This is a genomic window from Paraburkholderia sp. RAU2J (assembly GCF_003634845.1).
Taxonomy (GTDB): domain Bacteria; phylum Pseudomonadota; class Gammaproteobacteria; order Burkholderiales; family Burkholderiaceae; genus Paraburkholderia; species Paraburkholderia fynbosensis.
Window position 1 is genome coordinate 2,122,829 of sequence record NZ_RBXG01000001.1, and the last position, 26,907, is coordinate 2,149,735.

The window sequence follows — 26,907 nt, forward strand, 5'->3', positions numbered from 1 at the left end:
ACCGCGCTCTGCCGCATCGCCGCCACCACTCTGTCTGACGATAGCGAAAGGGGGCGGGGGTAGAATACCGTTCGACGAAGGAGACTCGCGCTGGTCCGCCGATGGGTACGGCGCGCGAACAGTCACGGCGCGTATGGCCGTACGACCCGCGTGGTTCGAGGGTCGTGCCGACTAGCCATCACCGGTGCGGCCAGGAGCCGCGTAATAAATACGGTACTGAGAGGACGCTGTGAGTTTGTTACCGATCATCCTGTGTGGCGGGGCGGGGTCGAGACTATGGCCCGTCTCGCGCGAACTGCATCCGAAGCCGTTCATCCGGCTCGCGGACGGCGAAAGCCTGCTGCAAAAAGCCTTCCTGCGCGCGGTGGCACTGCCCGGCGTGAAGGAAGTGCTGACGGTAACCAATCGCGATCTGTTCTTCAAGACCGAAGACGATTTCCGCGAAGTGAACGCGAAAGGCTACGCCACTTCGTTCATCCTCGAACCGTTCGGCCGCAACACGGCTGCGGCGGTTGCCACGGCGGCATTGCATACGGCCAGCGTGCACGGCGATCAAACCGTCATGCTGGTGCTCGCTGCGGATCATCTGATCGCCGACCAGGCTGCCTTCGCGGTGGCCGTGGCAGAAGCGCAGAAGCTCGCTCAAGCGGGCAAGGTCGTGACCTTCGGCGTGCATCCTGAGACGCCGGAAACCGGTTACGGCTACATCGAAGCGAATGGCAACGAGGTCGTGCGCTTCGTCGAAAAGCCGTCGCTCGACAAGGCTCGCGAATATCTGGCGTCGGGCAAGTTCGTGTGGAATTCGGGCATGTTCTGCTTCACCGCGGGCACGATCCTGAAGGAAATGCGGCAGCACTGTCCGGACATTCTCGACGCGGCGAGCGCGTGCATGGAGAAGTCACCCTCCGCCGCCGGCAAGGACGGCGCGCAGGTGCGGCTTGAACCGGGCAGCTTCGGCGCGGTGCCGGAACTCTCGTTCGACTACGCGGTGATGGAAAAGTGCGAACACGCGGCGGTCGTGCGTTGCGACATCGGCTGGACCGACGTCGGCTCGTGGACCGCGCTGTCGGACCTGTCGCCGGCGGATGCGTGCGGTAATCGCGTGGAAGGCGAAGCGTTGCTGATCGACGTGGAGAACTGCTATCTGCGAGGCGGCGAGCGGCTGATCGGCGCGGTGGGCGTCGACAACCTGATCGTGATCGACACGCCCGACGCGTTGCTGATCGCAGATAAAAACCGTGCACAGGACGTGAAGCAGATTTTCGCCGAACTGAAGTCGCGCGGCCATGAAACCTACAAGGTGCATCGCACGGTGCATCGTCCCTGGGGCACGTACTCGGTGCTCGAAGAGGGGCCGCGCTTCAAGATCAAACGCATCGAAGTCAAGCCGGGCGCGAGCCTCAGCTTGCAGATGCATCATCACCGCAACGAGCATTGGGTGGTGGTGAGCGGCATGGCCAAGGTCGTCAACGGAGACAACGAGTTCTTCGTGTCGACCAACCAGTCGACCTATATTCCGGCGGGTCACAAACATCGCCTCGAAAATCCCGGCGTGGTCGAGCTCGTGATGATCGAAGTGCAGAGCGGCGAATACCTGGGCGAAGACGACATCGTTCGCTTTGAAGACATTTACGGACGTACTTGAGATGGATATCAGCTTTACTAACGACTCGGAAGATCTGACGCGCCACACCGAGAACGACGACCTGATGGTTGGGATGAAATCGGTGCGCGTGTGGGGCACGCTCGGCTGGCACGACATCCGGCAGCGCTATCGCCGCTCGGTGCTCGGGCCGTTCTGGTTCACGCTGAGCACGGTCATCATGGTCGTCGTGCTCGGCGCGCTGTACTCCACGCTGTTGCACCAGGAAATCTCCGACTATCTGCCGTATCTCGCGGTGGGGCTGGTCGTGTGGGCCTATCTGGCCTCGGTCGCCAATGAAGGCTGCATGGCCTTTATAGGCGCCGCGTATCTGATCAAGCAGATCCGTCTACCGCTCACCGTCCATGTGTGCCGGATTGCGTGGCGCAACTTCGTGATCCTGCTGCACAGCCTGCCGGTGGTCGTGGTGCTGCTGCTCATCTTCGGCCACTGGCCCGGCTGGGAGTTCGTGCTGGTGCCGTTCGCGCTGCTGATCCTGTTGCTGCACGGCGTGTGGCTCGGTGTGACGCTCGGCGTGCTGTGCGCGCGCTTTCGCGACATTCCGCCGATCGTCACCAATCTGATCCAGGTCGTGTTCTTCTTCACGCCGGTCATGTGGTCGCCGGAGATTCTGAAAGACCGCGCGTGGGTCGCCGAATACAACCCGCTGTATCACCTGATCGAAACAGTGCGTGCGCCGCTGACCAACCGTCCGACCCATTGGGAATCGTGGGCCTGGTCGATCGGCTTGCTGATCGTCGGCTTTGCGTTCGCGCAATTCCTGATGAAGCGTTTCCGTAATCGCGTTCCTTACTGGCTTTGATATTGTGAGTTCTTCATCCATTGTCGCTCGTAACATCTCCGTCGAATTTCCGATTTACGAGAACTCTCACCGCTCGCTGAAAAAGGCGGTGCTCAATCTGACGACGGGTGGCCGGATCGGCCAGGATGCAGGCCGCCATGCGATCGTCCGTGCGATCGACGACCTCAGCTTCAGCTTCACCGAAGGCGAGCGCGTCGGTCTGATCGGCCACAACGGCTCCGGCAAGACGACACTGCTGCGCACGCTCTCGGGTGTCTACGCGCCGGTGCGCGGCGAACTGAAGGTGCAGGGCAAGATCGCATCGCTGCTGGACGTGTCGATGGGTCTCGACCCGGACGCCACCGGTTTCGAGAACATCTACCTGCGCGGCATTCTCGACGGCCTGAAGCCGGCGCGTATCCGCAGCAAGATCGACGAGATCGCCGATTTCAGCGAATTGGGCGACTACCTGAATCTGCCGGTGCGCACCTATTCGAGCGGGATGATGCTGCGTCTCGCGTTCGCGATCTCGACCAGCGTCGAAGCCGATATCCTGATCATGGACGAGTGGCTGAGCGTGGGCGACGCCGAGTTCAGCATCAAGGCGGCCGAGCGGCTGGAGAGCCTCGTCGGCAAGGCCGCGCTGCTGGTGGTGGCGTCGCACGATCCGAAGCTGGTGGCACGGGTGTGCAATCGCAAGATTTCGATGGAGCACGGCCGGATGGTCGCGGACGAACCGGTGAGCCCGCCGCAGGAAAGCGACGGGCCGCTCGTCAGCCAGACCGCGCAATTGCCGCACTGACAGCACGGGCTGCCGTCCCGAGCGGATGCAGCGGATGGTATGGTGCCGGACATCGCACCGTCGTCCGTTGCACGCATGACCTGACGTGCGCCGTGCATAGCGAATTTGCCGTTTCCCGGCGAGGCTTCGCGGCCCCTACAATCACTGCCAGGAAGGCGCCTGCGAATGCGTCGCGGCGCGTCCGGCGCGAGCCGGACAGGGCGTAACCCACAAGCGCACCCCAGAGGCGCGTCCCGCGGCGCGACATAGACGCGCCACAGGCGTAACAAGGTTCGAACTTCATGCGAGCTAATCACCCATTTCTGCGCTACTCCGAATCCCTGCTCGTGCGTCAGCCGTTGCGCACCTTAAAGGGTTTCGCGGGCGGCTATATCGCGTATCCGATTGCCGAGAACCGCGAAAAACGCAACGTGCGGGCCAAAATCCGCGAACTGCGCGAGCACTACACGCTGCCGATGCCGCATCGCCGCCGCATCGCGCTCGAACGCCTCGCCGGCATGCTCGAATTCGCCGGTGCGCAGGTGCCGTATTACCGCGACCTGTTCAAGGCTTTGCAGTTCGAGCCGGCCAAGGTCAAGCAGGATGCGCGTTATCTGGAAGAACTGCCGTATCTGACCAAGGACATCATCCGCGAGCAGGGGCCGCGCCTGCTGTCCGGGCCGCTCGAAGCGGGCCGGCATCACGCGTGCAAGACCGGCGGCTCGACGGGGCTCTCCACCACGATCTATTACGACCAGGAGGGCGCGGATTACTCGTCGGCGGTCACCAGCTACTGCCGTGAGCGGATCGGCAAGCTGCGGCATCGTTCGGAGCTGCACTTCGCGTGCCGCTTCCCGGACCAGGTGATGCCCGAGTGGCCGTCGCGCGAAGACTTCAAATGCTTCGCGATGAACCGCAGCAACATTTTCTTCGACCGCATCGACGATCAGGGCCTCGAAGAGATGTGGCGCACGCTCAAGCGCCGCAAGCCGTATCTCGCGCACTCGCATCCATCGACCATGTACGCGCTCGCCTGCTACGTGCAGCGCAAGTACGGCGGCGGCAAGGCCTTCCAGGTGTTCGAATCGAGCGGCGAGCTGCTCGAACCGCATGCGCGCGAGATGATCGCGTCGGCGCTGCGTTGCCGGGTGATCGATCGCTATGGTCTCGCCGAACTCGGTGTGATGGCGTACGAACTCGACGGCCATGAAGGAGGCTTCCAGATTCTCGAATCGGAAGGCTGGCCGGAAAGCCGCGTCGTGCAAGACAACCCGGACGGCGCGCATGAACTCGTATTCACCGGTTTCCGCAACAGGCTGATGCCGCTGATCCGTTACGCGACCGGCGACCTCGCGCGCGTGCAGGAAACGGCCAAAGGCTTCTTCCTGACTGACGTGGTCGGGCGGATTCACGACGTGGTGCCGATCAACGGTGTCGCGCATCCGACCCATCACATCCAGGACATGCTGGACCATCGCGTCGGCGGAATTCAGGAATTCCAGATCGATCTGCGCACGACGCCGCCGACCTTGCGCATCGTGCTCGAACCGTCGGCCAACGCGGACGAGACGACCGCGAAGCTGCGCCACTTCTGGCAGGACGCGTTCACGATCGCCTACGTCGGCCACGACGATTTCGTGCGGGTCGGCAGCCGCGCGAAGTTCCGTCACGTGGTGAGCGCATGATCGGCGTTCTGTTTCCGAACGCGGCGGCCGAAGCCGGCCAGTACGTGCTGGCGGCGCTGCAACGCTCGGTGAGCGCGACCCAGGCGCAGTCGATCACGCGCAGCACGGTGCGTGAGCGCGCGCCGGACCTCGTGGTCGCGGTCGACGCGCCCGATGGCTGGAGCGCGGACCTGATCGCCTGGTTGCGCGCGCGGCCGCGCAAGCTGGTGGTGTTCGGCCACATGCCGAGCGCGCTCGCCGATATGCTGCGCTATCAGGCGACCGGCTTGCCGGAGAACCTCCCAGCCGCGAGCCGCAGCGCGGCGGCGCCGGCGCATGCATCGCGCGAGAGCGCGGCGGCGGTGCGCTACGGCGCCTTGGCGCAAACGCTCGGCGGCGCGCCGTGGCATCGTCCGTTCGAGCGCTTCGATTTCACCGACGAGTGGAACAACCTCGGCTACGGCGCGATTCGTTGCGACGGCTCGATCTGGTCGCTCCGGGAAGCGGTGCAGGTGCCCGCCGAAGCGGAACTCGCAGCGGTCGAGGTGGCGGGCGAGCGGCAGTTCGCCTACGCCGCGCTGTGGGATGTCGACGGCGCGAGCGTGTTGTGGTTCAACCGGCCGGTCGGCCCCTGCGATTCGTTCGAATGGCGCATGGTCGAGCAATTCGTGTCGGGCTACCGCGCGGACACGCTGCCGTGTCAGCCGGTGCTGAGCGAGCTGCCATGGGGCTACGACGCGGCGATCACGTCGCGGCTCGATTGCGACGAAGACATCGAGTCGGCGCGTCCACTGTGGCAAGCGTATCAGCGCATGGGCGTGCCGTTCAGTCTCGCCGTCAACTCACAGAACCTCGATCGCACCGAACATCACGGCATTCTTCGCGAACTGCTCGCCGACCGGCAACAGGGCGCGGTGCTGTCGCACACGGCCACGCACGCGCCGAACTGGGGCGGCAGTTATGAGTGCGCGCTCGCCGAGGGCAGCCAGTCGGCGCAATTCATCGAGGCGGTGACCGGCGTGCCGGTCCGTTACGCGGTGTCGCCGTTTCACCACTCGCCGCCGTACGCCATGCGAGGCCTTGCCGATGCCGGCTATGACGGCTGCGTCGGCGGGATCATCCGCAACGATCCGGAGTTTCTGAGCGCACGCGGCGGCGCGCTGGCCGGCATGCCGACGGGCTTCGTCGGCCACAGCCAGCAGTGCATGCTGCATGGCGAATGCATGCTCGAAGAAGGCGATCCGCTCGCCGTGTTCAAGCAGGCCTTCGACTACGCGTACGCGACCAATACGCTGTTCGGCTATCTCGACCATCCGTTCTCCGAGCGCTATGCATACGGCTGGAAGGACGAGGCGTCGCGGATCGACGCGCACGAGCAGTTCATCGCGTACATGCGCAGCAAGGCGCGCCGGCCGCTGTTCCTGCACGAGGACGCCGCGCTCGACTTTCTGCGCTTCAGGTCGCTCACGCAGATCGTCGAAGAGGGCGGCGCGTTTCGCGTCGTCACACCATCCATTCAAACGACCCCGTTGACGCTCGGCGTCGAGTTCCGGGGCGCACACACACAGGTCGAGTCGGGGAAAGCACTGCAATGAAAGTCATGGTGGTGATGGGCACGCGGCCCGAGGTGATCAAGCTGGCGCCGGTCGTGCGAGCGTTGCGCGGCGAATTCGACACGGTCGTTTGCGCGAGCGGGCAGCACAAGGACATGGCCGCGCAAGCGCTGCAATTCTTCGGCATCGAACCGGACATCACGCTCGATACGATGAGCCCCGGGCAGTCGCTGAACGCGTTGTCGTCGCGCCTGATCGCGGCGCTCGACCGCGCGCTCGACGAAGCGCGACCCGACTGGGTGATCGTCCAGGGCGATACGACGACCGCCTTTTGCGCCGGTTTCGCGGCGTTTCATCGCGGCATCCGCGTGGGTCACGTCGAAGCGGGCCTGCGCACCGGCGATCTCGCGAGCCCGTTCCCCGAGGAAGCGAACCGCAGTCTGCTGAGCCGCATCGCGACGCTGCATTTCGCGCCTACCGAACTGGCGCGCCGCAATCTGCTGAGCGAAGGCGTGGCCGCGCAGAAGATCGTCGTGACCGGCAACACGGTGGTGGATGCGATCGGCGCGGTGCGAGAAAGCTGGAACGCGACCCCGCCGCAAAGTCCGCTGCCCGCATGGCATGGTGCGCAGAAGCAGCATGTGCTCGTCACCTGCCATCGGCGGGAAAATTTCGGCGACGTGCTGCAGGACATCTGCCGCGTGCTGCGCGATCTTTGTCAGCGTTATAGCGACTACCGCTGGGTGTTCCCGGTGCATCTGAATCCGTCCGTGCGCGCGCCGGTGCATCGCGAACTCGACGGCATCGCGAACCTCGCGCTGATCGAACCGGTCGACTACCCGACGAGCCTCTATCTGATCAGCGGCAGCGCAGTCGTCGTCAGCGACTCCGGCGGCATTCAGGAAGAAGCGCCGACCTTCGGCGTACCGGTGGTCGTGATGCGCAACCACACCGAACGCCGCGAAGGCGTCGACGCCGGCTTCGCGACGCTGGCAGGCCAAGCCGCGGCGAGTATCGAAAGCGCGGTGTGCGGCTGGCTCGACGATCCGGCGCGGCGCGCCGCGTTGCGCAATCGCGCGAATCCGTATGGCGACGGGTTGGCATCGCAGCGGATCATCCAGAGTCTGCAGGGCCGCGCGGTCGAGGTGTTCGTTGGTTGAGGGCAAGTTTCAGGGCAACGACAGCGTATTGGCCGCCCAGGACTGCGTACTGTTTTCCACCGCCGATTGGGACGAACCGTATTGGACCAACAAGCAGCACACGGCGAGCATTCTCGCCGCGCGCGGCTGGCGGATTCTGTATGTGGAAAGCGTCGGCTTCCGTTCGCCGAAAGTGGGCAGCGGCCGCGACTGGCAGCGTTTGTGGCGCCGCCTGTGGCGCGGCGTGCAGTCGCTCGTGCTGGGGCCGCCACGCCGCGCGGACAACGTCTGGGTGCTGTCGCCGCTGATGGTGCCGGCCGGCCATCACCTGCCGTTCGTGCGCGCGTTGAATCAGGCGTTGCTGCGCTTTTCCGTGACGCGCTTCGCGAGATCGCGGCGCTTCAGGAAGCCGGTGGTCTGGACGTATCACCCGTACATGCTCGATGCGATCGAGACGCTGCCGCGCGGGCCGCTCGTGTATCACTGCGTCGACGATATCGCCGAGATTCCCGGCGTCGACGTCGTGGCGTTCCGCAACGCGCAGCAAGCGCTGCTCGGCAGTTGCGAAGCGGTGTTCACGACCGCGATGTCGCTCAAAGAAGTGTGCTTGCCGTTCAACCGCAACACGCATTTTTTCGGCAACGTGGTGGACGACGCGCACTTCGGCGAGGCGCGCAGCGAAGGTCCGCTGCCCGCCGAGCTTGCCGCGATTCCCGAACCGCGGCTCGTTTATCACGGCGTGCTGTCAGACTTCAAGGTGGACTTTCCGTTGCTGCTGCAAACCGCGCAGGCGCGGCCGCACTGGCAGTGGATCATCATCGGCGAGGAGCGCGAGGGGCAGCGCAGCGAACTGCTCGCACAACTGGCGCGCCTGCCGAACGTGCATCTGCTCGGTTATCGCCCGTATCGCATTCTGCCGCAGTACTTGCGCGGCATGCAGGTCGGCGTGCTGCCGACGCTGCTCAACCACTACACCCGTTCCATGTTTCCCATGAAGTTCTATGAATACCTCGCGGCCGGTCTGCCGGTCGTGTCGACGCCGCTCGATTTCGCGAAAGAGCCGCGTGTGGGTCTCGAAGTGGGCGGGGAGCTCGACGCGTTCGTCGCGGCCATCGAAAAGCAGTTGGCGCGCGGCAAGCTGAGCGCGGACGAAGCACGCGCGGCGGTCGGTGAGAACACGTGGGAAGCGCGGCTCGACAAGATGCTGCGAATTACGTTTGGCGGCCATGCCGCCGGCAACGGCAGTCCGGCTTCGTTGGACGCGGTTGCATGAGCGGCGCGGGTATGAAAGTTCTTCACGTTTATCGCACGTATTTTCCCGACCCGCCCGGCGGACTTCAGGAAGCGATTCGCCAGATCAGCCTCTCGACGCGGGCGTGCGGGGTCGATCCGCGGATTTTCACGTTGTCGCCCAATCCGGTGCCGCGCGACATCCAGTTTCCCGAAGGCGTCGTGACGCGCTCGCGCTCATGGGCCGCGCCTGCTTCGTGCGACCTCGGCGGCTTCGAGTCGCTGCGGCAGTATCGCGCGCAGGCCGAACAGGCCGACGTGCTGCATTTCCATTTTCCGTGGCCGTTCGCTGACGTGCTGCATCTGCTGGGACGCGTAAAAAAGCCGGCGGTGATGACCTATCACTCCGACGTGGTGCGTCAGCGCGCGCTCGGCTATGTATACGGGCCGTTGATGCGCTCGATGCTGCGTTCGATGTCGGCGGTGGTCGCCACCTCGGCCGTCTACGCGCGCAGCAGCGCCGTGCTGACCAGCGTGGTCGACAGCGAGCGTCTGAAGGCGATTCCGCTCGGCATCATCGACTATCGTGACGATCCGCAACTAGGCCGTTTCGCGCCGCAATGCCTCGACCGGCTGAAGCTCGGCAGTGAGCCGTATGTGCTCGCCCTCGGCGTGCTGCGCTACTACAAGGGGCTGCACACGTTGATCGAGGCGGCGCCGTCGATCGGCTGCAAGATCGTCATCGCCGGGTCGGGGCCGGAAATGGAGCGGCTGACGGAGCTGGCGAAGCAGGTGGGCGCGTCGAACGTCGTGTTCGCGGGGCAGGTGTCGCACGAAGAGAAGGTCGCGTTGCTGAGCGGCTGCCGTGCGCTGGTGATGCCGTCGCATTTGCGCTCGGAGGCGTTCGGCATGGTGCTCGTCGAAGCGGAAATGTTCGGCAAGCCGATGGTCTGCTGCGAGGTGGGCTCGGGCACGTCGTATGTGAACGAGCATGGAGTGACGGGCTTCGTGGCGCCGCCCGAGTCGCCGGTGGAGTTTGCGGCGGCGGTCAACGAACTCGTGCGGGATGAGGCGCTTGCCCAAACGATGGGGGCGGCGGCGCGTGAGCGGTATGAGCGGCTTTTCTCCGGGCCGGCGCTGGGCAATGCGTATCGGGCGCTTTATGAACAGATATTGGAGCGATAACGGCGCTTGCGGACACGCCTGCGTGCAGCGTTGCGCGGTCCGCTTACAGTTTGAAACAACTTGCGATAAAGAGCCGGTGACGGCATAGTTAGACTCAAAATTTCCGGCCTGGCGAGGTTCCGGAAGCCATTTCCCAACTCTGTTTGCACGAAACGTGCATGACGGCCCAAGCGGCCACAGCCGTCCCAGGCCCGCATATATTGCGCATTGCACTCTTCTGTCACGTCCGTAAAGATGTCGATCGTGCCGTTCGAATGTGTTGCACGATGTCGACGCCGGAAATTCAAGGAGGGGTGTCGCAGGCCAGGTTATTGCCAAGGAGGCAGGTAGTGTTTTTCCCGGTGTTTTTGTCCGTTGTATTTGTCGTTCGCAATCAGGCGCGGGATATCGAAGCCATCCTGATGGACGCAGCCTCGGTCCTGAGCACGCTTGTCAGCGACTACGAACTGATTGTCGTGGACAACGCGTCCGAGGACGACAGTGTCGCCGCACTCAAGCAGCTTGCGGGCGATCGCGGCTTGCCGAATTTGCAGGTGTACGCGTTGACCAAGGAGGTCGATTCGGATACGGCTTCGTGGGTGGGTCTGGAAAATGCTCTCGGCGATTTCGTTGCGGTCGTCGACCCATTGGCCGACGACATCCGGTTCCTGCCGACCATGCTCGACAAAGCCGCGAGCGGCGCGGACGTCGTATTTGCCGCGAACGAACAGCAGCCTGTGCAAAGCTGGGCCTATCGCACCTGCCTGAAAGCGTTTAATGCGTTGTACAAATGGTCCAACGGCGTGCATCTGGCCAAAGACGCGCCTCAGTACCGGCTGCTCAGCAAACGCGTGATCAATTTCATGCTGCAGCATCCGATGCCCGCGATGACTTATCGCTATCTGCCGGCCACCGGTGGTTTTGCACGCGTGAACCTGACTTACAGCGCGCTGCCCAAGGCCGCGCAAGCGAAGCGCCTGTCGCACAGTATCGATCGCGGCATCCGCCTGCTCGTGTCGACCACCAAGGCGCCGATGCGACTCGTGACCGCGCTTTCGTTGTTTGGTGCGGTGTCGAATCTGGTCTACTCGATCTACGTGATCGCGATCGGCTTGATGAAGTCGAACGTGGCGCCAGGCTGGGTGACGCTGTCGCTGCAGCAATCCGGCATGTTCTTTCTGATCTCGCTCGTGCTGCTGGTGCTTGGCGAGTACATCCTGCAAATGGCGCGACTGAGCAACGAGGGTCCTCTGTACCATGTTGCCCAGGAATTCACGAGCAGCGTGATGACGCGTCGCCAGAAACTGAATATCGAAGACGTCAGATTGCCTGAGCCACACCGCGCGGATGTGAACGACTCCATGCATTCCTCCTGAGTAAGCGGGAGGATCTGCTCATGCAAGATGCTGTGGTCATTGGCGGTGGCTTCTACGGAACGGCGATCGCGATTTACCTCAAGAAGCAGCGCGGCCTGAAAACGGTGACATTGATCGAGCGCGAGCCGGCATTGCTGGCGCGTGCTTCGTACAACAATCAGGCGCGCGTTCACAACGGCTATCACTATCCGCGCAGCTTCACGACCGCGTTCCGCAGCCGTATCAACCTGCCTCGTTTCGTCCACGATTTTCCCGATGTGGTGAAGCGCGACTTCACCAAGGTCTACGCGATCGCGCGGCGCAATTCCAAAGTGACGGCGCGGCAATTCGAGCGGTTTTGCCGCGAGATCGGCGCGAGCCTCGAAACGGCTCCGCAGCAGATTCGCGATCTGTTCGAACCGCGTCTGATCGAGCAGGTGTTTCTGGTGGAAGAGTATGCGTTCGATTCCACCAAACTTGCGGACTGGGCGAGGCGCGAGCTGGCCGAGTTCGATATCGATGTCAGGCTCAACACGCGAGTCGAGCACATTCATCGGCTTGACGAAGGTTTCGCGCTGGCGTGCAACGATGCGAACCATCCGACCCTGCAGGCCAAATATGTCTTTAACTGCACGTATAGTGGCCTGAATCAGTTCGCCGGCGACTTTCGCGGCACGCAAACGAAGCTGAAGCACGAGATCACCGAGATGGCGCTGGTCGAGACCGTGCCCGAATTGCGCGGGCTTGGCGTGACCGTGATGGACGGTCCGTTTTTCTCGATGATGCCGTTTCCGGCCCGTGGCCTTCATACGCTCTCGCACGTACGCTACACGCCGCATTCGAGCTGGATGGACGCGCCCGGCGAGGACCCGTACAAGAGATTGAACGAGTACCCGCGCGACAGCCGCGTGGACCGCATGGTGCGGGATGTGGGGCGCTACTTTCCCGCGGTTTATGATGCGCGTTACGTCGAATCGCTGTTTGAGGTCAAAACGGTTCTCGTGAAGAACGAAGGAGACGACGGTCGTCCGATTTTGTTCGAAAAATACGCCGCGTCCGATGGCCTGTATTCGATCCTGGGCGGCAAGATCGACAACATCTACGACGTGCTTGAGAAGCTGGACGCGGAGACCTTCGTTTCTATTTCGCAAACGCAAACAGTATTGGGAACACGCAAATGAGCGATGCACTGATTGGATATACGGGGTTTGTGGGATCGACCCTGTTGAAGCAAAAGCATTTCGATGCGCAATTCCGTTCGACCAATATCGAGCAGATTCGCGGGTCGTCGTTTGGCCTCGTGGTCGGTGCGGGAGCGCCGGCTCAGAAGTGGATCGCGAATGCGCAACCGGAAGCAGACCGCGAAAAGATCGAAGGGCTGATCGATCATCTGTCGACGGTTCAGTGCGACACGTTCGTGCTGATCAGCACGGTCGACGTGTTCGGCAATCCGCTCGGCGTCGATGAGAACACGCCGGTGGACGAGGAAGGGCTGCATGCCTATGGGCTGCACCGGCGCCTGCTGGAGAAATTCGTCGAGTCGCACTTTCCCCGTCATTTGATCGTTCGTCTGCCTGGACTCGTCGGGCCGGGGCTGCGCAAGAACGTTATTTTCGATCTCCTGAACAACAACAATCTGCACGCGATCGATAGCCGGGGCTCGTTCCAGTTCTATCCGATGGTGAACCTTTGGGATGACATCCAGACCGCTCTCGCGGCCGGTCTGAAGCTCGTGCATCTGACCGCCGAGCCGGTCACCGTGGCAGAGGTCTCGGAAGCCGGCTTTGGCAAACCGTTCGATCAGGCGACGGTGACGCACCCCGCCCGCTACGACTTCCGTACCGTGCACGCCGGTCTGTTCGGGGCCACGGGCTCGTATCAGTACAGCAAGCGCGAAACCATTCAGGCCGTGCGCTCTTATGCGCAATCCGAGCCGCTGAAGGCCGCAGTCGAATCGGCGGGGAAGGCATGAGAATCGCCATTTCGAACATCGCCTGGGAAGTCGCCGACGACCAACTGGTCGCGGACATTTTGCAGCAGCATCGCATCGACGCGATCGACGTTGCGCCCGGCAAATATTTTCCGGACCCGAAGACCGCCGAGGCGGCGGACATCGCACGCGTTCGCGCGTGGTGGTCCGATCGCGGCATCGCAATCACGGGGATGCAGTCGCTGCTGTTCGGGACAACCGGGCTGAATCTGTTCGGCACGGCCGAATCGCAGCAAGCGATGCTGGAGCATTTGCGTGCCGTGTGCCGCATCGGCTCGGGCCTGGGCGCACAGCGGCTCGTGTTCGGGTCGCCGCGTAATCGTGATCGCACGGGTCTTGCCGACGATGCCGCGCACGATATCGCGGTGACGTTCTTCCGCCGCCTGGGCGACATAGCTGCCGGGCAGGGCGTGTTCGTTTGTCTCGAACCCAATCCGCCGTGCTACGGCGCCAATTTCATGACGAACAGCCGCGATACGGCGACGGTCGTGGAGGCGGTCGCGCATCCGGCAATCCGGATGCAACTGGATACGGGTGCGGTCACGATCAACGAAGAAGATGCGCGCGACGTCGTCACCCGATACGCGCACCTGATCGGCCACGTGCACGCGAGCGAACCGAATCTCGTCACGCTCGGCGAGGGCGGGACGAATCATCGCGCGGTAGCCGAGGTGCTGGCCGAGTTGTTGCCCGGGCAGGTGGTGTCGATCGAAATGCTGGCGCCGAAATCCGGCTCGGCGGTGGACGCGGTGCGTCGCGCTGTCGGCGAGGCCGTTCGATGCTACCGCGCCGACGGCGCAACGTCCGCATGAAATGGCTCATTCTGGTGCTGGGTATCGCGTCGAATGCGTCTGCAAGCGTGCTGGTGAAAATCGCGATGATGCCGCCAAGGCAATTTCCGAGTCTCAGCGATCCGGTCGGCGCGCTGAAGAACGGACCTTTCTGGCTCGGTCTCGCGTTGTACGGCGCGGCTTTTCTGCTCTACGCGGCGGCGCTCGGCAGGCTGCCGCTGAACGTTGCTCAACCGGTACTGACCGCCGGCGCGATCGCGACCGTGGCGATCCTGTCGGTGGTGATATTCCGTGAACCTTTTCCCTGGACCGTCGGCGCGGGGATCTTGTTCATCATCGCGGGCGTTGCACTGATCACGGCCCGCGTAGCGTGAAATAAAAATGGATCACAGACTTCAATGAAACTCGATATGTCCCAAGAGGCCCGCGCCACCTGGCAGGTGCCCGCTTTCAGAATTCAGCTCACGTCGGAGCCGCGTAGTCCGTGGTGTGTGGTGATCCCGGTGATCAACGAGGGCGCGCGCATCCGCAATCTGCTCGAGCGGATGGCGGCGCTGGGCATTCACGCCACGGCGGATGTGATCATCGTCGACGGCGGCAGTACCGATGGTTCGCTCGATCTCGAGTTCCTGAAGAGCCAGGGCGTGCACACGCTGCTGCTCAAGACGGGGCCCGGCAAGCTGAGTGCGCAGTTGCGCTGCGCTTACGCGTTCGCGCTGGACCAGGGCTATGAGGGCATCGTCACGATCGACGGAAACGACAAAGACGATCCCGACGCGATTGCGCGCTTCATCGAAGAATTGAAGCGCGGCGTGGATTTCGTGCAGGCGTCGCGCTACCTGTCCGGCGGCGTCGCGGAGAACACGCCGAAGTCGCGCGATCTGGCGATCCGGCTGATTCATGCGCCGATGCTCAGCCTCTTTTCCGGTTTTCACTGGACCGATACGACCCAGGGTTTCCGGGCCTACAGCCGCAAGATGCTGCTGGACCCGCGCGTCGCGCCGTTTCGCGACGTGTTCGATACCTACGAGCTGCTCGCGTACCTGTCGTATCGTGCGCCGAAGCTCGGCTACCGCTGCCTCGAAGTCGCGACCACGCGTCGTTATCCAAAGGGCGAAGTGCCCACGAAGATCAGCAGCGTGAAGGGCAATCTCTCGGTGTTGCAAGTTTTGTTCAAGGCGTGCTTCGGCGCTTATAACCCGTCGTGAAGTGCTAGCGCGGCTCGCACGCGCCTGATCTGCGATGAAAGAGATGTTCAATGCCAAACCAACTGACAAACACAGAAAAAACGAGCGTGGTGGTGGCGTCGGCCTCTCTGGCCGCCACCGCCCTGGCGCTGGGTCTTCGCTTGACGCTGGCGCCGGCGTACGCGGATTTCATCGTCGGGAACATCACCTGGAGCGCGAATACGAAGTTTCAGGATCTGTTCGCGCCGCTGTTTTTCATGGCGGTGCTGCTCGGTGGTCTCGCCTTTCTGTCGGCGCAGATCAGGACCCTGACGAACCACGCCACGCAGGGGTCGTATGCGCGTGATCTTGCGGAACAGTTGCTGTGGTGGTCGGTGCCGTCAGTGGTGGTGGTCGCGGGTCTGATCACTGGCGCGTCGATCGACCGAACCATCCTGCTTGTCTCCGCGGCGGGCTTGCTGGTGCTCGGCGTGTCGGCATGGTTGCAGGCGGAAAAGCCGGAGCGGGTGTCGCCATGGCTGACCGGGCTGAGCCTGTTCTCGGCGTTTCTGATCGCACTCGTGCCGCTTGAAATTGCGCTCGTGACGGGCCGCTTGCCAGTGGGCATGAGCGGCCATGTGGACGTGACACGCTACGCCAGGGTATCGCATCTGCTGATCGGCGTGCTCTTTGTTGCAGTGCTGGCGTCGGCCTTCACGCCGCGACTGACGTTGCGCGTCTTGCCAAAAAGCATCCTGATCGGCCAGTTGGGCTTGCCGCTGTTTTTCCTGGCGCTGTATCCGGCGCGGCTCGCGCTACCTGACGGAGCGCTCACCAAATACCCGACGACCTGGGCGTTGAAGGGGCTCGTGATTGCGTTGGCCGTCGCGGGCGTCATCGATGTTTTCCGGCGCTATGTCGGCTATTGCCGCGACGAGCGGCAGAGCTACAAAGTCCTTTTCTCGCCGCTCGCTTTGTTTGGCCTCCTGATCGCATTCAAGTTCGGCAACACGCTCGGCCCGTCGCTGGCGCCGAACGACTACGAGTTCGGCCAGAACCTGCTCGGCTGGTGGTCGTATCTGAAGGGTGTGGTGCCGTATGTCGGCTATATCTCTCCTCACGGCTTCATGGAGGACGATCTGCCCGGACTGCTGTCGGTCGTGTTCTACGACGGCACGGCGACGAGTATTTTCGATGCGACCCGGCTGAGTTCGACGCTGCTCGCGCTCGTTGCTTTCTTTGCGCTTTATAGGTTTTCCGGCAGCCTGGGGCTGGCGCTGGTATCGACCTTCTTCATCGGCGGCAGAACGGCTTTTCTGTTTTTCACACCGTTCATGTGCCTGTGGTTCAGCAGTTCGCTGCGAGCGCGGCCGGCCCGCTGGCTCGCGGTGTGGCTCGTGAGCGCGACGATCGTGGTGCTGAGCGTGCCGCCCGCAGGTCTGCTGCTCGCCGCCGCCTCCGGCATCCTCGCGCTCGAAGCGGTATGGCGCATGTGGCGGGGTGACGAGCGCGAAGGCTGGAAGACGCTCGCGACGGTCTGCGTCGTGCTGCTCGTGCTCGCGGTGGTGACGCCGTTGGGCGCCATGTTGATCGGCGCGATCCGCTATGTACTCGACAACGGTCCGATCAATCAGGTCGCGTATGGTATTCCGTGGGAGATCAGCTGGAATCCCGGCAGCCCGAAGTCCGGCCTGGTTTTCGAAACGATCCGGATGTTGTGGCTCGGCGCGCCCGCTTTCTGTTTGATCATGGTCTACACCGGCATCAGGAATCGCGCCACGCGCAGTGCGGCGTTCTTGCCGGCTGTGGTCGTGATGCTGTTCGCGCTGCTGCTGACGCCTTATTCGATGGGACGCATCGATGCGGGCGATATGTCCCGTGCGGGGCTCGCGGCCATTTTCGGCTGGTCGGTACTGATTCCGGTCGTCGCGTGGCACTCGACGCTGCGGTTCAACCGCACTGCGTTGATCGTGCTCGTCGCGGGAATGAGCGCGACGCTGAATTACACGACCCTGGCGTTTTACACGGCGGTGTTCTCCGCGGCGCCGTCCATTCCCGTGTTGCCGATGAAAAACGGCGTGGATTGGGGGATGCCCAACGTCGGCCAGGGGATGGTGCAGGACGAGCAATGGGCGCGGCTCGTCAAGCTCAACACGCTGCTCAATAGCAAGCTAGCGCCGGGCGTGGGCTATCTCGATCTGACCTCGCACAACGCACAGACTTTCTATTTCGGCCGGCCGGTGACGATGCCCGTCACGGCGGCATACAACATGGCGCCGGTTCGGCAGCAACAGCAAGCGGTGGCGAGGCTGGAGCGCGCTTTGCCCAGCATCGCGCTGCTGTCGGCGGACAACATTACGTATGACGGCGGCGGACTCGCATTGCGAGACCCCGTGCTGTACCGGTTCGTGATGGATCACTACACGCCGGTGTGGGCGGACGGCGTCATTCTCGGCTTGAGCGCACCGGCGATGATCGCGCAGCAGGGACAACGGTTGACGGCTGGAATACGCAACCTGACGGACGATAAGTGGGACAGAGGCGTCAGCCGTAGCGAAGCCGCATTGTCGCTAGACTCGAGCACGCCAATGGTCGCGTTCGCGCCGGGCACGCCGGTTCGTTTGCGCAATGGCGAGACACGCAGCGTCACGAAGATATCCGCCGAACAGCATGCGATCTGGCTCGACGGCGGCACGCTCGATCCTGCACAGGCAGGCTATCCCGGCGTCGTCGACGTGACGCTTGAACCCGCGCTGCAAGCGGAGTACCGGTTGACGTTGCAGGATGCGTCGTTCGCGACGCCTGAGCTGGGCAAGATTCCGGTGGCCTGGGGACGTTCGGACAAGTCGCTGTCGAAGAAAATGACACGGGTGGCGTCGCTCGACGCGCCGGCCCCGACCTTGCGCGATCTGGCTCAGGAAGCCGGCCTCTATAAGGTCACCGGCGGCAATTCGCAATTGAGCTTCGACCTGTCCGCGCTCGGCGTTTCCGGTCATTCCGCAGGCATGCTTCGTTTCGAATTTTCCTGCGTGGACCGCCGCGCGACGCCGCGATTCAAAATAGCGTGGTGGGGCGACCAGCAACAGGGTCCGGCCGATGCAGCCCATCTGACCTTCACGGCCGACGACGGAGTGCTGATCGTCCCGCTCGACGCGTATCCTCGCTGGCTCACGCTCGAAAAGGTCAAGGGGCTGCAAATGACGCTTGCCGACCCGAACGCGTGCGGTGCATTCGGCATCAGGAACGTGGCGCTGTATCAGCGCAATATTTTCCGCTAGGCGGGTGTTCGTACCGGCCGCTTCTGGTTGCCGGCGGCCGGGCTCACCGGCTCCGGCTCACCGGCCATACTCAGCAGCGTTGGACTGCGAATCGCAATGCGCGCCGAGTTTTCCAGAACGGGCGACCGGGCGCATCGTCACGAGCTTGCGTTTCCATCCGGCGCCAGCTCTCGACCGTCTGGGACTTGTCGTTCGACGGTTTGAGCGAAACGAAGAACTCCATATCGTTTCGCTCGGTGTCGAAGAAGTTGCCGCATGCGAAGTCGATCAGCCCGAGTTCCGCCATTTCACGAAACAGGCGTGCGAACGAACGCGGCGAAAATACCCAGCAGTGCACGTCGTGATAGGCGCCATTCTGCAGACAATCCTGCGCCACCCCCAATGCGGTGTCGAGATTGTGATGTCGTTCGACCGCGAACGGGTCGAGCGGCGCCCTCCAGGCTGACGCGCAATCCACTTTTGCGACGTTGATGCAGTAGTCGATCAGGACCTGCGGTTGCGGAACCCGTGCGCCCACCAGGTTGCTGTGCAGGACCGCCGCGATCCGGGTTTCTTCGCGGAAGTAATCGAACGTGAAGCGTTTGTCCGGCACGATCAGCCTGACCTCGCCGCCGGGATTCAACACCGAGCGCAGCTCGTGCAACCACGCGATGAGGTCCGGCACGTGTTCGACCACATGCGAAGCGACCACGTAGTCGACGTGCCTGCCGCCCAATGCTTGCAGAAGCGTATTGGCGCCCCATACGGCATCCACGTCGACGATGGCGTCCACGTTCACATTAGGGTCGTTCTGGTATTTTTCACGCAGTGTTTGCGTGTTGGCGTGATCGACATAAATGACGGGCCCGTCGTCCCTGAGAAGAAACGGGCGGCATAGCGCCCCGATCTCCAGGCCAAGACTGCTTTTCTGATCCAACCCGGCGAGCAGCTTTTGCTTGCGGGTGAGGGGAGTACGGCATGCAGACATCGGGCTCTCCTGCTTGAAGAGACTTCCAGATTCTTACCGAGCCCTCATCATAGCCGAACTAAGCTGTCAAACAGGCGGCGCGATTAATCTGCCGGTGTGCGGGTGGGGCGTTTGCGTGTAGACGTCGAAAAAATGCTGTTGCCAGATGGCGCACATGAAATCCATCTGCCCGGTGAGCCGCTGATCGAAGACGCCAGACATGTCGGCGCGCTCCACCAGCGGTCGCATGTTGCGAACCAGCAGGCGTTCGAAGTCGTCGATGCAGTAGTCCGCGACCTGCTCGCAGGAAATCGGATATGACGCCACCTTGCATTGCGGCGTCAGCGACAGATAAGTACTGAACAGCCGTTCGACGAGGAACGGCAGGAACGGCGCCGGATCGGTGTGCGTAGTGTCCAGCATCACGGCGCGCGCGGCCGGGTGATCCGCGTTGTTCTCCAGAAAGTCGGCGATAGGGACGAGGACCTGTCCGACATAGGCATCCCAAAAGCTCGGCGAGCCGACCCAGAAATTGCAGTAGGACAGCGTGCTGTTGCCCTGACGCGGCACTTCGTTCAACTGCCAGTCGATTCCCGACGCATCCAGGAGCGCCTGGGCCGCTTGCCGCAAGCCGGGATGCGCGTGCTCGCCCTGCATCCACACATTGAACGACCAATACGCAAGCTGCGGAAACGGATTGATGAACCACACGTCGCAGCCAGGCTGCGCATCCACGAACGCGGTGAATTGCTCGGCGCTAATCCTGGACTTCAGCGTGAACTTCGGTGAAAAGAGCCCGGTGGCGGCGTGCTTCAAATGGACCCCGCTGCGGTACAGATCGACGAGCATCCTGAACTCGCGCCACGCCGCCGCCCGGTTGTCGCGAATCTCGAGCGGCAGGAACGCGTCGCTCGACAATTGCTGCCCGGGCTGATAGAGCGGCTCGTAGATACCGTATTTACGCATCTCGTCTCTCCGGCTTCAGTTCGTCAACACGGAAGTCAGAACTTCAGCGCTGAAGCGGATATGGTGCCTGTCGTGCACGTCCTGGTAAGCCCGTTCGCGGATGTCGCGGCGCAACTGCGCGTCCGCCGCCATCGACTCCATCGCCGAGAGCCAGGCCTCATAAGTGTTGTCGACCAGCAGGCCGGTCCGTTCGTGCTCGATGCAGTCTTCGTAGATCGGGCTGCGCGAATAGATGCCCGCGACTCGCGCAGTGCCGTAATTGAGGTACTTGAACGGATTCTTGCAACTGTTGAAGAACAGGCTCTCCGCGTCTTCCGCGCCGCCCAGCGGCGTGATCGAGAACGCGTAATTGCCCGCGATCAGCGATTGCACGTAATCGGCGTACTGCTTGCGGCTCGTGTAGTGCAGGAAGGGCAGCGAGAAGATTTCCGGGAAGGGGTCGCCATAGAAATCCAGCGTGTATTCCGGGTGCAGATGAAAGAAGTCCTGCAACACTCTGAGCAGCACTTCCTTGCTGTTGTGCACCTTGATGAGATCCGCATTCGTGAACACGATTCTCGGCGGATCGGACTCGGCATTCTCCCAGCCCCGCTTCTCCGGAATGTACTTCTCGACATACATGCCGTTCGGCAGCAGCACGGGATGCTCGCAATACTCCTTGATACCGGCATACAGATTCTTGTTCGCCACGGTCACGACGTCCGCGAGTCCGATCAGCGCCTGAATCGCATCGAGTTGTCGCGACATCTTCTTTGCGTTGCTATACGACGGGAATGAGAAGATCCAGTCGTCGACGTCGTAGATCACGCGCAGACCGCGCTTCCTCGCCTGCGTGGCGATTTCCACGGCGGCCTGCGAACTGTGCTTGCTCAGAATGAGCACATCGGCCCAGTTCAGCGCCGCGTGCGCGCGATCATGGTTCTCAGCGATCGCGGCATAGACGAGTTGACCCTGATCGGTCAGGTAGTCCAATGCCTCGGTGACACGCGCTTCCACGGACAGCGACAGCGCATCCGCCGCAACGTGGGAAACCCGCTGGAGTGCCAACACCTTCATCATTTCTCATTGCCTCGTTGGGGTCAGCGTGGGGCCGGCGGTTTCGGCCGGCGTCAGCGAGAAGCCCTTCAGCGTCGCCTTGCGCGCGTTCGCGTCGGCGTGTGCGCCGCCGTGCGCATACTCGATAACCGTCAGGCTCGCATGCGCGGGCAGCAGCGCCGGAAACCGCTCCATGCCGATGCCGAGCGCATGCTGAATCAGACACGCGATCGGCCCGGAATGCGCGACCACCACGATCCGCGCGTCGGCCGCCTGTTGCGCCAGCAGTTCATCGAGCCAGTTCATCACGCGCCGGTTCAGCGCTTCATGAGACTCGCCGCCGGGGTAGGGCGTCGCGTTGTTGCGGTAGAACTGGGGCTGCTGCGTGACGAATTCCGCGAGCGGCCATTCGGCCACCGAGCCCGCATCGGTCTCGCCGAGACGCGCGTCGATCCGCCATTCGGCTCGCGGAAACATCAGGCGCGCGGTTTCCTGCGCGCGCCGCCACGTGCTGGTGAAGAAGTGATCCGCGTCCAGTTGCACCTGATCCAGCCAGCGTTGCATTGCTTCGGCCTGGCGCCGGCCTTCGTCGACGAGCGTATCCGCCGGCGTGCCGGTGACGAGCCGCGCGGTGTTTGCGTGCGATTTCCCATGACGGAACAGGTAGAGCATCATGATGACGCCACCGCTTCGTCGAAGACATTCAGCAGCGGAATGATGGCGTCCGGCAGGCAGTGCTTCTGCAAATGCCGGCGCAACTCCGCCATGTGCGGATTCGACGCGAGGCTCGCCGCCACGCCGCTACGCACACTGGTCTCGGAGTCGGGATCGACGAACTGCGCAAAGCCGTCGAAGTGTTCGCGCGTCCACGCCGAGTCGCTTAACACCAGCCGGCAACCGGCGAGCCCCGCGGCAATCGCCGACAGGCCGGCCGGCTCTTTCGAAATCTCGATGTAGTAGCTCGCTTCCTGCAACGCCGCGCGCATGATTTCCGACCGATACGGCAGGCCGTCGATGAACAGGGAATTGGCCGGCGCTTCGCGGCGGCACATCTCATAGTAGGCGCGGTTGCGCGAGCGGCCGACGAACACCAGCGGCGTGCCGCTGTCGCGTAGCGCCCGGATCGCCAGCAGCTGATTCTTGCTGGGCTCGATCACGCCGAACCAGATCGCGTATTCGTCGAGGTCGTACATGGTGCGGAACAGCCCAGGCGGCGCATCTTTCGTGAACACGACGTCGACGCCGGCGGGCACCAGCCGGATCTTTTCTTCGGGCGCGGGAAAGTGCGAGCAGAAATGCTCCTTCTCCGCGACCGATTTGAAGACGATGTATTTCGCGAGCCTGACGTGCTCAGCGATCATCTCCGGGGGCGGTGGTTGTTCGGCGTTGATCCAGAGGTTGGGCCACAGCACGATCGGCTTGCCCGCCGCCGCGATGGAGCGCAGCAATTCAAGTCCGCCACCATGCACGGAGAAATGCAGAACGACGTCGTAGTTGTCGATGGACTGCGAAAACGGCCCGTAAATATCGGCGATGTAGCCTTGTTTCTTCAGACTGTCGACGAGGCTGACGATTTCGAACTCGCCCCCGCCTTTCGCGAGAAAAGCGGAGTGGTAAGTGGTAACCAGAATTTTGGGTTGAGCTTTCATTGCCGATGCTAACGAGTCGCTTGCTGATTGGGGGCGCGCAGTCAGAAGTGTGAGCCGCTTCTTCTAATGGAGCAATTCTCGTGCTGATTGTTCGATGGGGCACGAGCGTCGGCGCCGCTGACCCTCGGGCCGACACTCGTTACGCGACTCTTCACGAACGCGTGCCGCGACGAGCCGCGTCGAACACTTCCAACCAATGCCGCCAGGACGTGAGTTGCAGCAGATTGCCGGCGCGTTCGCGCGCGTGCTGTGTCAATGCGTTCCAACGCGACGCATCGTTGCGCAGCGCAATAATGCGCGCGGCGATCTGCTCCGCTGTCTCATGTGTATCGCTGACCAATCCGGCGTCGTCGACCACTTCGGCGGCCGCGTGACCGGCCCGCACCACCGCGGGAATGCCGCGATGCATCGCTTCCAGCGCGGGGATGCAAAAGCCCTCGTGGCGACTCATCGAGAGTAACAGCGAAGCGCGGTCATAACTCGACAGCAGATCCGCATCGTCGACCATGCCCGTGAAATCAATCCGCGTCAGCACGCCGAGCGCGCGAGCGCGCTTGAGCAGGAACTTGCTGTAATCGTAGTTCGGCATGCTGCCGACGATCGTCATCGTCGCATCGACGCCACCTTCGACGACATGCGCGAGTACTTCGATCGCATCTTCGACCCGCTTGTGCGGCACGACACGGCCCAGCACCAGCATGTTGAAGAGCTCCGGGGCAGGGCGCGCGATCGCGCTGTCCGCGAGAGTGGGCAGCGTCTCGAATACGGGTGGAATGACGACGATGCTCGCGATGTCGACATACGGCGCGAGATCCTGCGCCACATGTTTCGAGTTGGTGACGATGAGATCGAAGCCCGCCAACTTCGGCAGCTGCAAAAAGGCCTGCTCACACAAGTCGGCCGTCACCGGCTCGAATTCACGCAGCAAGGCGGGATCGGTGATGCCGTGGTAGTAGCAGATCTTCCTGCACGGCAACGCCAGCAATCGATCGAGGTTCGGCGCGAAGATCGAATAGCTGACGTACAGAAGATCCTCGCTGGTGGCTTCCGCGAAGAGCGTTTCGATGGGGCGCACCTGCGAGATCGCCGCGTCGAAGTGCTTCGCGTACGCGCGCGACTCCCAACCTGCGCGCTCAGCCATCGCAGCCAGCCCGAGGCAATGGTTGCCGACGGCGTCGCCTTCAAAGATGTCCGGTGCACAGATCAGCAGTCTCATCGCGCGCTCACTGTTTTTCGAATTTCATCGAGACGCTGCGCATACGCGCGCGCCACCGCCGCCATCGAATAGTCTCTTTCGATACGTTCACGACCCGCCTGGGCAATGCCTTCGCGCAGATTGGCGTCGCCGAAGACGCGGGCAATCTGGCCGGCGGCAATCCCTACGTCAGGATCGCACCAGTACTGTCCTTCGTGGAACAGGTAGTCGCCAGGGCGCAGCGGCACCAGTTCGCCATCGACGAGGAATGCGGTCTGCTCGTCGCAGAAGTCCACATTGCCCGAGAAATTGGTGGTGACGACCGGCTGGCCCAAGGCCATTGCCTCGGCAATCACGCGGCCGAAGCCTTCGCTGCGATGCAGCGAAATGTACGCGTTGCAGCAGGCCATGAAGTCGATCGTGTCCTGCCGGTTCAGCCGCTCGGAGACGATATGGACGCGTTCGTCCGCAGCCGCCAGTTCGAGCACCTGCCGCCATGTCGGGTCGTCGGCGCGAACGTTCATCGCCTTGATGACGAGGCCGACGCCGCTGGTTTCTTTCGCGAAAGCCTGCTTGAACGCCATGATTCCGGCGACCGGGTTCTTGCGCGTCAGCCACGAATTGCCGTCGAACATCAGATAGAACAGGAAGTCGTCCTTCGGCAGGCCATAGCGTTGGCGGTCAATGGATTGCGGCGTCGGAATGACCACGGCCATGGGCATGTGCCGCACCTTGGTGCGGCCCAGTTTCGCATACACGGCTTCAACGAAACGGCTTTGCGCCCAGATCTCGTCGACGAACGCGTGGGCTTGCCCGAACGCGCTCGGCCAGTGAGGCAGTTCCCACGGCCATGCACCGATCCTGTACGTGTCCGACTCGATCATGCGGCGCCCGCCTTCGAGCGCGAGCCGCACCATCTCCGGCGGCGGCAGGCAGAACAGGCTGACCTGATAGTCGAGTTCGTCGCGCAGCAGGTGGTTGATCGACGTATCGATCCGGGCCGGTCCACTCATCGGCGCATTGATGAGCGCAACGTCGATATTGCCGAGCTGCATGGCTTGCGCGGCCATGCGCGCGTCCTCGCCGAGACCGAGCACGCCTTGCGGGAAGCCCACGATATTCACGCCGAACGGCCGCATCTGGATGCGGGGCTGCTGGTCTCTGAGCTGCGTTGCCGCCTGATCGCGGATCTCGCTCGGCACGATACGCAGGTGCCGCAATTGCAGATATTCGAGCCGGCCGGACGTGTACCACCACGCAACGAGGCCCAACGCACCTTGCAGCGTCGTGATGTCGAAGGCCTCGGTCAGGTCGGGTCGGTTCTCACGGACGCCGAGCAGCAGCCGGGGCAACGCGATTGCCGTGGCAGGCATCGAGTCCGTGCGCAGCAGGTCGTCGAGCGTTTCCTGAATCGGCCAATGGAGACTCGGATATTCCAGCTTGCCGCCGCCCATCCACCACTGCATCACGTCGAGCCGGCCGAGGTACGTGTCGAGATCGAAGAGCGCCTGCAGATCCGGCCGGCTGTCGATCAGAAGCGGCAGAAAATGCGGTGTCTTGAGCAGCCCGCGTGCATCGCCGTTATCGAGCTCGTTCAGGCGGTCGAAAATCTTCGCCGTCGGCCAGTCGAGCCGGCGGTATTCGCGCTTGCCGTGCGTATCCCACCACAACAGCATGCTGAAGCGGCCCTTGAAGCTGCTGAGGTCGATCATGCTCCTCAGGTCAGGTCGACCGCTGACGAGGGGCGCGACGAAACGCGGAATATCGATCAGCGTGCCCGTCTCGTCGTGCTCGATCTCGTTCAGTTGAAGAATGGCGGTGGAGGTTTGCCAGACCAGCCTCGGGTACTCGAACTTGCCGTGTTCGTCCCACCAGATCAATGCGCCAAGACGTCCGGCAAACGTTGTCATGTCCATGCTGGAGCGCAGGTCGGGGCGGCTATTGACCAACAGTTCGAGGAAGGCCGGGACGTCGATCTGGGTGGGGTGATGCTCGCTACCCAGTTCGTTCAGGCTGTCCCAGACCGGATTCGGCGACCATGACAGGCGCGGATATTCGAACTGCCCATGCGTTTCCCACCAGCTCAAAGCGGCGAGTTGACCCGAGAACGCGTCGAGATCGAGGTTGGCGCGCAGGTCCGCGCGCGCGTTGACCAGCAGCGTCATGAAGCGCGGCAGCCGGGCGCGCGTCGGCCCGATTGCCAGATCGCTGCGCAGCAGCGTCTCGAGCAATGCTTTGTCATCCAGAATATCGGGCGCATTGCCGGCCAGCCAGAAGCTGACGGCCTGCGGAAACTTGTCGACCAGCGTCTGCGTGTCCAGTTGTGCGAGATACGCGACATCCGCCTCGCCGAGCACCCACTCGAAATCCGGATAGTCGCGCTCGCCGTATGCCTTCCACCAGAAATACAGCGTGATCCGGCTTTCGATCGTTTGATGCTCGAACGATGCGAGGTCGGACCGGAACTTCAACAGAAAATAGATTGCGTTGGGAAGCGCAAACAGTACGGTGGGAGACGGATGCCGGCACTCCGTGGCCCAATCTTTTGTCAATGGCATGGT

Annotated in this window: 22 protein-coding genes; 15 read left to right on the forward strand and 7 right to left on the reverse strand. The window is 62.7% G+C overall.

Going from position 1 to position 26,907, the window contains the following annotated elements; translation table 11 throughout:
- Positions 1–229 precede the first annotated feature (229 nt).
- From B0G69_RS09745 to B0G69_RS09815, 15 genes are all read left to right on the forward strand, one after another.
- Positions 230–1,645, forward strand: coding sequence for a mannose-1-phosphate guanylyltransferase/mannose-6-phosphate isomerase (locus B0G69_RS09745; protein ID WP_121316684.1), 1,416 nt, complete (start codon positions 230–232; stop codon positions 1,643–1,645).
- Between the two features lies 1 nt (position 1,646).
- Positions 1,647–2,465 carry an ABC transporter permease gene (locus tag B0G69_RS09750; RefSeq protein ID WP_121316685.1) on the forward strand — a complete coding sequence of 273 codons (819 nt, stop codon included), beginning with the start codon at positions 1,647–1,649 and terminating at the stop codon, positions 2,463–2,465.
- A 4-nt stretch (positions 2,466–2,469) separates the two neighbouring features.
- Positions 2,470–3,246: an ABC transporter ATP-binding protein gene (locus B0G69_RS09755; protein WP_121316686.1), complete on the forward strand. Its 777-nt coding sequence runs from the start codon at positions 2,470–2,472 to the stop codon at positions 3,244–3,246.
- Positions 3,247–3,527: 281 nt separating this feature from the next.
- On the forward strand, positions 3,528–4,910 hold the full coding sequence (locus B0G69_RS09760; protein ID WP_121316687.1) for a phenylacetate--CoA ligase family protein: 1,383 nt from the start codon (positions 3,528–3,530) through the stop codon (positions 4,908–4,910).
- The gene (locus B0G69_RS09765; protein ID WP_121316688.1) at positions 4,907–6,484 is read left to right on the forward strand and encodes a polysaccharide deacetylase; all 1,578 of its coding nucleotides are present in this window, start codon (positions 4,907–4,909) and stop codon (positions 6,482–6,484) included. The genes B0G69_RS09760 and B0G69_RS09765 overlap by 4 nt, the downstream gene beginning before the upstream one ends.
- The gene (gene wecB / locus B0G69_RS09770; RefSeq protein ID WP_121316689.1) at positions 6,481–7,602 is read left to right on the forward strand and encodes a UDP-N-acetylglucosamine 2-epimerase (non-hydrolyzing); all 1,122 of its coding nucleotides are present in this window, start codon (positions 6,481–6,483) and stop codon (positions 7,600–7,602) included. The genes B0G69_RS09765 and wecB overlap by 4 nt, the downstream gene beginning before the upstream one ends.
- Positions 7,595–8,854, forward strand: a complete 1,260-nt coding sequence (locus B0G69_RS09775; RefSeq protein ID WP_199731175.1) for a glycosyltransferase — start codon at positions 7,595–7,597, stop codon at positions 8,852–8,854. The genes wecB and B0G69_RS09775 overlap by 8 nt, the downstream gene beginning before the upstream one ends.
- Positions 8,855–8,865: 11 nt before the next feature.
- Positions 8,866–9,996 (forward strand): glycosyltransferase, encoded by a 1,131-nt coding sequence (locus B0G69_RS09780; protein WP_121316690.1) that lies wholly within the window; start codon positions 8,866–8,868, stop codon positions 9,994–9,996.
- A gap of 329 nt (positions 9,997–10,325) precedes the next feature.
- Positions 10,326–11,351: a glycosyltransferase gene (locus tag B0G69_RS09785; RefSeq protein ID WP_241991292.1), complete on the forward strand. Its 1,026-nt coding sequence runs from the start codon at positions 10,326–10,328 to the stop codon at positions 11,349–11,351.
- Between the two features lie 20 nt (positions 11,352–11,371).
- Positions 11,372–12,511 carry an FAD-dependent oxidoreductase gene (locus B0G69_RS09790; protein ID WP_121316692.1) on the forward strand — a complete coding sequence of 380 codons (1,140 nt, stop codon included), beginning with the start codon at positions 11,372–11,374 and terminating at the stop codon, positions 12,509–12,511.
- The gene (locus tag B0G69_RS09795) at positions 12,508–13,302 is read left to right on the forward strand and encodes an NAD(P)-dependent oxidoreductase (RefSeq protein WP_121316693.1); all 795 of its coding nucleotides are present in this window, start codon (positions 12,508–12,510) and stop codon (positions 13,300–13,302) included. The genes B0G69_RS09790 and B0G69_RS09795 overlap by 4 nt, the downstream gene beginning before the upstream one ends.
- Entirely contained in the window at positions 13,299–14,132 is an 834-nt protein-coding gene (locus B0G69_RS09800; protein ID WP_121316694.1) for a TIM barrel protein, read from the forward strand. The genes B0G69_RS09795 and B0G69_RS09800 overlap by 4 nt, the downstream gene beginning before the upstream one ends.
- Positions 14,129–14,485, forward strand: a complete 357-nt coding sequence (locus B0G69_RS09805; RefSeq protein WP_121316695.1) for a multidrug transporter — start codon at positions 14,129–14,131, stop codon at positions 14,483–14,485. The genes B0G69_RS09800 and B0G69_RS09805 overlap by 4 nt, the downstream gene beginning before the upstream one ends.
- A gap of 36 nt (positions 14,486–14,521) precedes the next feature.
- Positions 14,522–15,319: a glycosyltransferase family 2 protein gene (locus B0G69_RS09810; RefSeq protein WP_241991293.1), complete on the forward strand. Its 798-nt coding sequence runs from the start codon at positions 14,522–14,524 to the stop codon at positions 15,317–15,319.
- A 50-nt stretch (positions 15,320–15,369) separates the two neighbouring features.
- Positions 15,370–18,555: a hypothetical protein gene (locus B0G69_RS09815; protein ID WP_147440716.1), complete on the forward strand. Its 3,186-nt coding sequence runs from the start codon at positions 15,370–15,372 to the stop codon at positions 18,553–18,555.
- A gap of 70 nt (positions 18,556–18,625) precedes the next feature.
- On the opposite strand, the gene B0G69_RS09820 is transcribed toward B0G69_RS09815, so the two are convergent.
- The 7 genes from B0G69_RS09820 to B0G69_RS09850 all read right to left on the reverse strand — a co-directional run bounded on the left by B0G69_RS09820 (position 18,626) and on the right by B0G69_RS09850 (position 26,904).
- A complete protein-coding gene (locus B0G69_RS09820) occupies positions 18,626–19,522 on the reverse strand; it encodes a class I SAM-dependent methyltransferase (protein ID WP_121316698.1) in 897 nt (298 codons plus the stop codon).
- Between the two features lie 66 nt (positions 19,523–19,588).
- Positions 19,589–20,467 (reverse strand): hypothetical protein, encoded by an 879-nt coding sequence (locus B0G69_RS09825; RefSeq protein WP_121316699.1) that lies wholly within the window; start codon positions 20,465–20,467, stop codon positions 19,589–19,591.
- Between the two features lie 15 nt (positions 20,468–20,482).
- Positions 20,483–21,526, reverse strand: a complete 1,044-nt coding sequence (locus tag B0G69_RS09830; protein ID WP_241991294.1) for a glycosyltransferase — start codon at positions 21,524–21,526, stop codon at positions 20,483–20,485.
- Positions 21,527–21,529: 3 nt separating this feature from the next.
- Positions 21,530–22,177, reverse strand: a complete 648-nt coding sequence (locus B0G69_RS09835; protein ID WP_121316700.1) for a histidine phosphatase family protein — start codon at positions 22,175–22,177, stop codon at positions 21,530–21,532.
- A complete protein-coding gene (locus tag B0G69_RS09840) occupies positions 22,174–23,151 on the reverse strand; it encodes a mannosyltransferase (protein WP_241991295.1) in 978 nt (325 codons plus the stop codon). Before B0G69_RS09840 ends, B0G69_RS09835 begins: the two co-directional genes overlap by 4 nt.
- Positions 23,152–23,302: 151 nt before the next feature.
- Entirely contained in the window at positions 23,303–24,367 is a 1,065-nt protein-coding gene (locus B0G69_RS09845; protein WP_121316701.1) for a glycosyltransferase, read from the reverse strand.
- Positions 24,364–26,904: a glycosyltransferase gene (locus tag B0G69_RS09850; protein ID WP_121316702.1), complete on the reverse strand. Its 2,541-nt coding sequence runs from the start codon at positions 26,902–26,904 to the stop codon at positions 24,364–24,366. Before B0G69_RS09850 ends, B0G69_RS09845 begins: the two co-directional genes overlap by 4 nt.
- Between the last annotated feature and the right edge of the window lie 3 nt (positions 26,905–26,907).